Source organism: Microvirga sp. GCM10011540 (assembly GCF_042650665.1).
GTDB classification, from domain to species: Bacteria; Pseudomonadota; Alphaproteobacteria; order Rhizobiales; family Beijerinckiaceae; genus Microvirga; species Microvirga lenta.
This window is the reverse complement of sequence record NZ_JBHSBQ010000144.1, coordinates 151,152-157,456: the sequence shown is the minus strand read 5'-3', so window position 1 is coordinate 157,456 and position 6,305 is coordinate 151,152. Positions and strand designations below refer to the sequence as shown.

Genomic DNA, 6,305 nt, shown 5'->3' with positions numbered 1-6,305 from the left:
TTCGTCCACGCCACCGCTCTCGAGCGCGCCGGCATCCGCGGCCTTCGCGAAGGCCAGAAGGTGTCCTTCGACACCGCCGAGGATCGTCGCAGCGGCAAGGTCGCCGTCAACAACATCCAGACGGCCTGAGCACGAACCGGCGTAGGTGATCTGCGCCATCTTCTGGAGCCGCCCCGTCAGGGGCGGCTTTTTGCTTGGCATGAGGCCGGTGAAACCCGCTTCATGTCACCCACGATTGAGGGTGTGATGTACACGTTCCACAAATCCGCTCCCGCGAAGTCGGTCATGTTCCTCGTCACCTACACGGACGGACGCACGGCCTATCTCTGGTCGGAAGGGCACAGCAAGGGGGTCGACGATCTGCGCGTGAGCCTCATCGCGAAGGAGCAGCAGGATCAGGGGCTCATTCCTGCGGGCGCCATCGCCAGCATCAAGCGCGTCCGCTGAGCGATGGCGACGCGCAGCGAGCGACTGAACGAATTCGTGACGGATCGCGACCCGCCCTCGGGATGCTTCGTCGAGCTGCTGTGCGAGGACCATGTGGGAACCTATCTCATTCCCTTTCCATGCGAGCGCGCCGACGGGAAATGGATCAACGGGCGAACCGGCGACGCGATCGAGGCGGAGGTTCTGGGCTGGCGCAATGCGCGCATTGCCGAGAGGCCCGCTTCACCCGACCGAAACCAAGCCGCAGAGAGCCCTACAGACGCCGGATGAGGCGTTCCGTCAGGGATTGCGAAACGGCCGTCAACTCGTGCCACGGGTCTTCGCCCATGTGCTGCAGGCGCCCGGCCAGGTTGGCGACGCGGTAGTGCGATCCGTTCTGCAGGCTCGGAAGCTCGCTCCAGGACAGGGGCGTCGATACGGGTGCGCCTGAGCGCGCCCGCGTGGAATAGGGCGCCACGGCCGTCGCCCCGCGACCGTTGCGGAGATAGTCGATGAAGATGCGGCCCTTACGGGCGCGCTTCGCCAGGCTCGCGGTGTAGCGATCCGGCGCATCCTTCGCCATGGCCAGGGCGAGGCGTTCGGCGAAGGCCTTCGTCGCATCCCAGCCGGCCCTGGGCTTCACGGGGACCACCACGTGCAGCCCCTTGCCGCCGGTCGTCTTCACGAAGCTTTCGAGGCCCAGATCCTTCAGGCGCTGGCGCACCTCCTGTGCTCCCTCCACCACCGCCGGCCACGCGACGTTCTCCCCCGGATCGAGATCGAAAACGATCCGGTCGGGCTTTTCGGCGGCTTTCAGCTTCGACCCCCAAGGGTGGATTTCAAGCACGCCGGCCTGCACCAGGGCGAGAAGGCCGCGCAGGTCGCGAATGGCAAGCACTTCGTCGTCGCCGATGCTCACCCGCTGCACGAGGCTTTCGTCCAGCCCGGCCCAGGCGTGCTTTTGGAAGAAGCATTCCTTGTGGGAGCCCGATGGGCAGCGCAGGAGCGAGAGCGGCCTGTCGACGATGTGCGGCAGGATCCAGTCCGCAATTTCGGTGTAGAATTCCGCCAGCCCCAGCTTGGTCAGGCCCTCGTCCTCCCACAATACGCGATCGGGATGGGTGAGCCGCGCCGATGCGAGCGCTGGCGATGAGGTCGCGGGAGGCGCGCTTACGGTCCCGTCCTCGCGCACCACCTCGCGCGGGTCCTTGTCCTCCCGCAGGCCCTTGAAGGCCGCATGACGCAGATGCCCGTCATGGGTCCATCCGCGATACTCGACCTCCGCCACGAGTTCGGGCCGCACCCACCGCACGTTGCGCCGTGCCTCCGCGGAGAGCCGTGCGTGGAATGGCGAAGCCTGCATTTCGAGGGCGCTGATCTGCGCCCAGAGCGAACGCGCGGTCGCGGCCGTGAAGCCGGTTCCGGTGCGGCCGACATGCACGAGGTCCTCGCCGTCGTAGTAGCCCAGGACCAGGGAGCCCACGGCCTTGCGGCTGGTGGAGGAGGGGACGTAGCCCGCAACGACGAATTCCTGCCGCTGGGTGCATTTGCTCTTGAGCCAATGCTCGCCGCGCCCGGATTTGTAGGGCTGGTCCGCCCGCTTGGAGACGATGCCCTCCAGCCCCATGCGGCAGGCGTGGCGGATGAGAGAGGCGCCGTCCTCGGCGATGTGTTCGCTGAACCGGATCGTGCCCCCTTCCGGCAGATCGTCGAGCGCAAGCTGCAGAAGCGCCTTGCGGTCCTGCAGCGGGACCTGACGCAGGTCCTGCCCGTCGAGATAGAGCAGGTCGAACGCGTAGAAGATCATGCGATCCGTGCGGCCGGTCGACAGGTCCTGCTGCAGGGCCGAGAAGTCGGAGACGCCGCTCTCGTCCTCCACCACGATCTCGCCGTCGATCAGCGCGGAGGGCAGGCGCAGTTCCTTCAGGGCTTCGGCGATGGGCGAGAACTTCCTCGTCCAGTCCAGTCCTCTGCGCGTGAGCAGGCGGACCTTGCCGCCGTCGATGCGCGCCTGGATGCGGTAGCCGTCGAACTTGATTTCGTGCAGCCAGTGCGGACCCGTGGGCGCGCTCGCCACCAGCTTGGCGAGGCTCGGTTCGACGAAGGGCGGCAGGATCGCCTTTCTGGCGCCGGCGATCTTCGCCGTCTTCCGCCTGGCGTCCGGCCGGGATGCCTCCACCTCGATGCGGTTGCGGTGATCGCTCCGCAATTCGCCCTCGCGCGCCAGCTCCTCGATGGTGCGCCCGGAACGGATCGACGCCGCTTCCTCCTCCACGATCTCGGGCGCGCCCGGCGCGCGGGCGTGTTCGTCCTCGGATTTCAGCAGCAGCCATTGCTCCTTCGCCTCGCGCGGTTTCGGGCGCGTGCGAACGAGATGCCAGCGACCTTTCAGGCGCCGGCCTTCGAGGGTGAAGGTCAGACGGCCCTCGGCGTAGGCCTTGAGTGGGTCGCCCTCGGGCAACCAGCGGCCTTCGTCCCAGACGATCATGGTGCCGCCGCCATACTGACCGGCGGGAATGACGCCCTCGAAGGTGAGGTATTCGAGGGGATGGTCCTCGGTATGGATCGACAGGCGCTTCTCGCCAGGGACGAGACTCGGGCCACGGGTGACGGCCCAGCTCTTCAGGACGCCGTCGAGTTCGAGGCGGAGATCGAAGTGCAGGCGTCGTGCCGCGTGTTTCTGCACCGCGAAGCGGTTGCCCTTCACCTTCGTTCGCTTCGCTCGCGGCTCGGTGGTGACGGAGAAGTCGCGCTTGGCGTCATAGGTCTTGAGCGAGCCCGGCTCATGCGCGCGCTTAGGCACCGCGCGCGGCCGCTTTGCGGAGTTGCCTTTCGCCATGAGGTCAGCTCGCGCGCTTCATGCTCTTGGAGCGACCTGCGCCCGAACGCGCCTTGGCGGAATTGCGCCCGCCGGGTGCCGCCTTCTTGCGTTCCGAGGGCTTTGCCTTCTTCGTCGCAGGCTTCTCGGCCTCGATGCTCTTGCGCAGGGCGTCCATCAGGTTGACCACGTTCGACGGCTTGGGCGCGGAGACGGCTTTCGTCCCATGACCGTCCTGCTTGGAGCGCACGAGCTCGATCAGCGCGTTCTCGTAGCGGTCCTCGAACATCTTCGGGTCGAAATGGGCGGTCTTGCCTTCGATGATGTGGGCCGCGAGGTCGCGCATCTCCTTCGGGTATTTGATCTCCGGGATCTCGTCGAAGATGCTGCTCTCGTCCCGGACCTCTGCCGCGGAATGCAGCGTGGTTCCCATCAGTCCCTGGTCGACGGGTTCCAGCAGAAGCAGCCTTTCGCGCCGCGCCATCACGAGGCGGCCGAGGCCCGCCATGCCCTTGTCGCGGATGGCGTCGCGGATGACCGCGAAGGCCTCCTGCGCCACCCGGTCGTCGGGGGCGATGTAGTAGGAGGTGTCGAGATAGCGCTCGTCCACCTCGTCGCGCGGAATGAAGGCCTCGATATCGATGGTATGCGTGCTCTCGAGCTTGAGCGCGTCGAGCTCCTCGTCCTCCACGAGGATGTAGCTGCCCTTGCCGACCTTGTAGCCCTTCACCTGATCTTCCGGCTCCACCGGCTCCCCGGTCTCGGAATCGATATATTGCCGCTGGACGCGATTGCCGGTCTTGCGGTTGAGGGTGTTGAAACGGATCCGGCTCGATGAATTGGTCGACGGATAGATGGCCACCGCGCAGGAAACCAGCGATAGCTTCAAGTAGCCTTTCCAGATTGCCCGTGCCGCCATAGTAATACTCCGAACTATACTTGGACACGAGAGTCGTTTCGACTCATCGCTGATTCAATCCGCCGCAGGTTCGAATCAAACGCGACTCTATTTGAGTCGTTCCGAATCATTTTTTCTTGCATTTTTGCTTTCAGCCCGAAGGAAGACGGCGGATCGGCCCGTTTCGGAAAACCTATATTCTGCGGGGGAAGACGCTCGATCGGCCGGTGCTGCGGCGGACGCATTGGCGCAGGCCGGATGCGCAAACTTGCAAGGTCGTCTTTCCCTGCATTACGGAACTCTCCCGTCCGGGGCCTGTGGGACGTCATTGAAGGAAGCTCTCTGGTGGATGTGTTCGATGTGGTGGTGATCGGGGCCGGCGCGGCCGGCATGATGTGCGCCATCGAGGCCGGAAAGCGCGGCCGTTCGGTGCTGGTCGTCGACCATGCCGCAAAGCCGGGCGAGAAGATCCGCATCTCCGGCGGGGGGCGGTGCAACTTCACCAACCTCCACGCCGCTCCGCAGAACTTCCTGTCGCAGAACCCGAGCTTCGCCATTTCGGCCCTGCGCCGCTACACCCAGCGGGACTTCATCGCCCTGGTGGAGCGCCACGGCATCGCCTATCACGAGAAGACCCTGGGCCAGCTCTTCTGCGACGGCCCCTCGATGCAGATCGTCAATCTGCTGCTGTCGGAGATGAAGCTCCACGGGGCGGAGCTGCGCCTTTCCACGCACGTGGAGACGGTCGAGAAGACGGCGGACGGATTCCGTCTCGGCCTTTCGCACGGAATGATCGGGTGCCGGTCCCTCGTGGTCGCCACCGGGGGCAAGTCCATTCCGAAGATGGGCGCGACCGGCTTCGGGTACGATCTCGCCGCGCAGTTCGGCCTGAAGGTCACGGAGACACGGCCGGCCCTCGTCCCCCTGACCCTGGAGCCCACCATGCTGGAGCGGCTCAAGCCCCTGGCGGGTGTGGCGGTGGACGCGGTGGTGGCCTGCGGCAAGACCCGCTTCGCGGAGGCGATGCTGTTCACGCACCGGGGCCTGAGCGGTCCGGCGATCCTGCAGATCTCGTCCTATTGGCGCGAGGGCGGGGAAATCACGGTTTCCATGCTGCCGCAGGTCGACCTGTTCGAGGAGCTGCGGGCCGCCCGCTCCCGCAACGGGCGTCAGGCCCTGCAGACCGCGCTCTCCGCCTTCCTGCCCAAGCGCCTGGCGCAGCTTATCGCCGAGGGCGAGCCGGGCCCCGCCAATCTCGCGGATTTTTCCGACAAGCATCTGCGGCGGATCGAGGGCGCCGTGAACCAGTGGCGCTTCAAACCGGCCGGGTCGGAAGGGTACCGCACGGCGGAGGTGACGCTGGGCGGCGTGGACACGCGCGAGCTCTACTCCCGCACCATGGAGGCCAAGGCCGTGCCGGGGCTCTATTTCATCGGCGAGGTGGTGGACGTGACCGGCTGGCTCGGCGGCTACAATTTCCAATGGGCCTGGTCGTCGGGCTGGTGCGCGGGGCAGGTGGCCTGAGGCCCCGGCCGCTGCGTTCGACGGGTGTTCCGCAGCGTCATTTGCCGGGCTGGCGGTGCGATTTCAGGACGAGGGTGAAGGGCAGGGTGGCGACGCGCCTGCGGTTCTCGTCCTCGATCTCGATGGACCAGCGCGCCCAGTTGCGGAAGCGTCCTTCCTTGGTGATCAGGTCGAGCACGGCGACGACGGCGTGCTCCAGCGCATCTCCCGGGTCCGAGCAGGTCTCGCCCCGCGAATCGAGGACATGGAGATGTCCGTATCGAAGATTGAAGAAGTAACGAGGCACGGATGCTACAGCGTGATGGGCCCCGCCGGTCCGTTGTAGAGAATGGAGAATCCCCGCGACCGCAATGCGTGGAGAAGCGCGTTGGACCTGACATGTCCGGCCACGAGCCCCGGCTTCTGGGGGGACGTTTCCGCCAGCCCGAATTCCGCCGCTGCAATGAGCTTTGCCTTCTGGGAGACGGGCTCGATCGTCCAAAGCGTCTCGGTGCTGCGGGAGACCTGGAAATCGATCTCGAGTCCGCTTCGTCCTGCAGCCGCCCTTGCCGGCTGGTCTTCTGCTCGCATGATACCCCTCGGATCGTTGTGACGCTGAAACCCTCGTGATGGGCATGGCCGATTCGAAAGTGCTACGTC

At 65.8% G+C, this 6,305-nt stretch carries 8 protein-coding genes; 4 read left to right on the top strand and 4 right to left on the bottom strand.

Annotation, left to right across the window (positions count from 1 at the left end; genetic code table 11):
* The 3 genes from ACFOYU_RS25930 to ACFOYU_RS25920 all read left to right on the top strand — a co-directional run.
* Window positions 1–129 (top strand): cold-shock protein (locus ACFOYU_RS25930; protein ID WP_377033349.1); only part of this gene is annotated, 129 nt, incomplete at its 5' end.
* Window positions 130–222: 93 nt separating this feature from the next.
* Complete coding sequence (locus ACFOYU_RS25925) at window positions 223–447, top strand: hypothetical protein (RefSeq protein ID WP_377035759.1); 225 nt, start codon at window positions 223–225, stop codon at window positions 445–447.
* Window positions 448–450: 3 nt separating this feature from the next.
* Complete coding sequence (locus ACFOYU_RS25920; protein WP_377035758.1) at window positions 451–717, top strand: hypothetical protein; 267 nt, start codon at window positions 451–453, stop codon at window positions 715–717.
* Here the strand turns inward: ACFOYU_RS25920 and ligD are convergent.
* Window positions 701–3,265 carry a DNA ligase D gene (gene ligD / locus ACFOYU_RS25915; protein WP_377035757.1) on the bottom strand — a complete coding sequence of 855 codons (2,565 nt, stop codon included), beginning with the start codon at window positions 3,263–3,265 and terminating at the stop codon, window positions 701–703. The two genes, ACFOYU_RS25920 and ligD, sit on opposite strands and share 17 nt — an antisense overlap.
* Before the next feature lie 4 nt (window positions 3,266–3,269).
* On the bottom strand, window positions 3,270–4,163 hold the full coding sequence (locus ACFOYU_RS25910) for a Ku protein (RefSeq protein WP_377035756.1): 894 nt from the start codon (window positions 4,161–4,163) through the stop codon (window positions 3,270–3,272).
* A gap of 324 nt (window positions 4,164–4,487) precedes the next feature.
* Here ACFOYU_RS25910 and ACFOYU_RS25905 point away from each other — a divergent pair, with 324 nt between their 5' ends.
* Complete coding sequence (locus tag ACFOYU_RS25905) at window positions 4,488–5,666, top strand: NAD(P)/FAD-dependent oxidoreductase (protein WP_377035755.1); 1,179 nt, start codon at window positions 4,488–4,490, stop codon at window positions 5,664–5,666.
* Between the two features lie 37 nt (window positions 5,667–5,703).
* Here ACFOYU_RS25905 and ACFOYU_RS25900 read toward each other — a convergent pair whose 3' ends face one another.
* Both ACFOYU_RS25900 and ACFOYU_RS25895 read right to left on the bottom strand, forming a co-directional pair.
* Entirely contained in the window at window positions 5,704–5,952 is a 249-nt protein-coding gene (locus tag ACFOYU_RS25900; RefSeq protein ID WP_377035754.1) for a DUF6894 family protein, read from the bottom strand.
* A gap of 5 nt (window positions 5,953–5,957) precedes the next feature.
* Entirely contained in the window at window positions 5,958–6,236 is a 279-nt protein-coding gene (locus ACFOYU_RS25895; protein WP_226739721.1) for a hypothetical protein, read from the bottom strand.
* Window positions 6,237–6,305: the final 69 nt, after the last annotated feature.

Coding starts and splice junctions, on each gene's coding strand:
- ACFOYU_RS25895 (WP_226739721.1), bottom strand. CDS start 6,236: ATGCGAGCAGAAGACCAGCCGGCAAGGGCGGCTGCAGGACGAAGCGGA.
- ACFOYU_RS25920 (WP_377035758.1), top strand. CDS start 451: ATGGCGACGCGCAGCGAGCGACTGAACGAATTCGTGACGGATCGCGAC.
- ACFOYU_RS25910 (WP_377035756.1), bottom strand. CDS start 4,163: ATGGCGGCACGGGCAATCTGGAAAGGCTACTTGAAGCTATCGCTGGTT.
- ACFOYU_RS25925 (WP_377035759.1), top strand. CDS start 223: ATGTCACCCACGATTGAGGGTGTGATGTACACGTTCCACAAATCCGCT.
- ligD (WP_377035757.1), bottom strand. CDS start 3,265: ATGGCGAAAGGCAACTCCGCAAAGCGGCCGCGCGCGGTGCCTAAGCGC.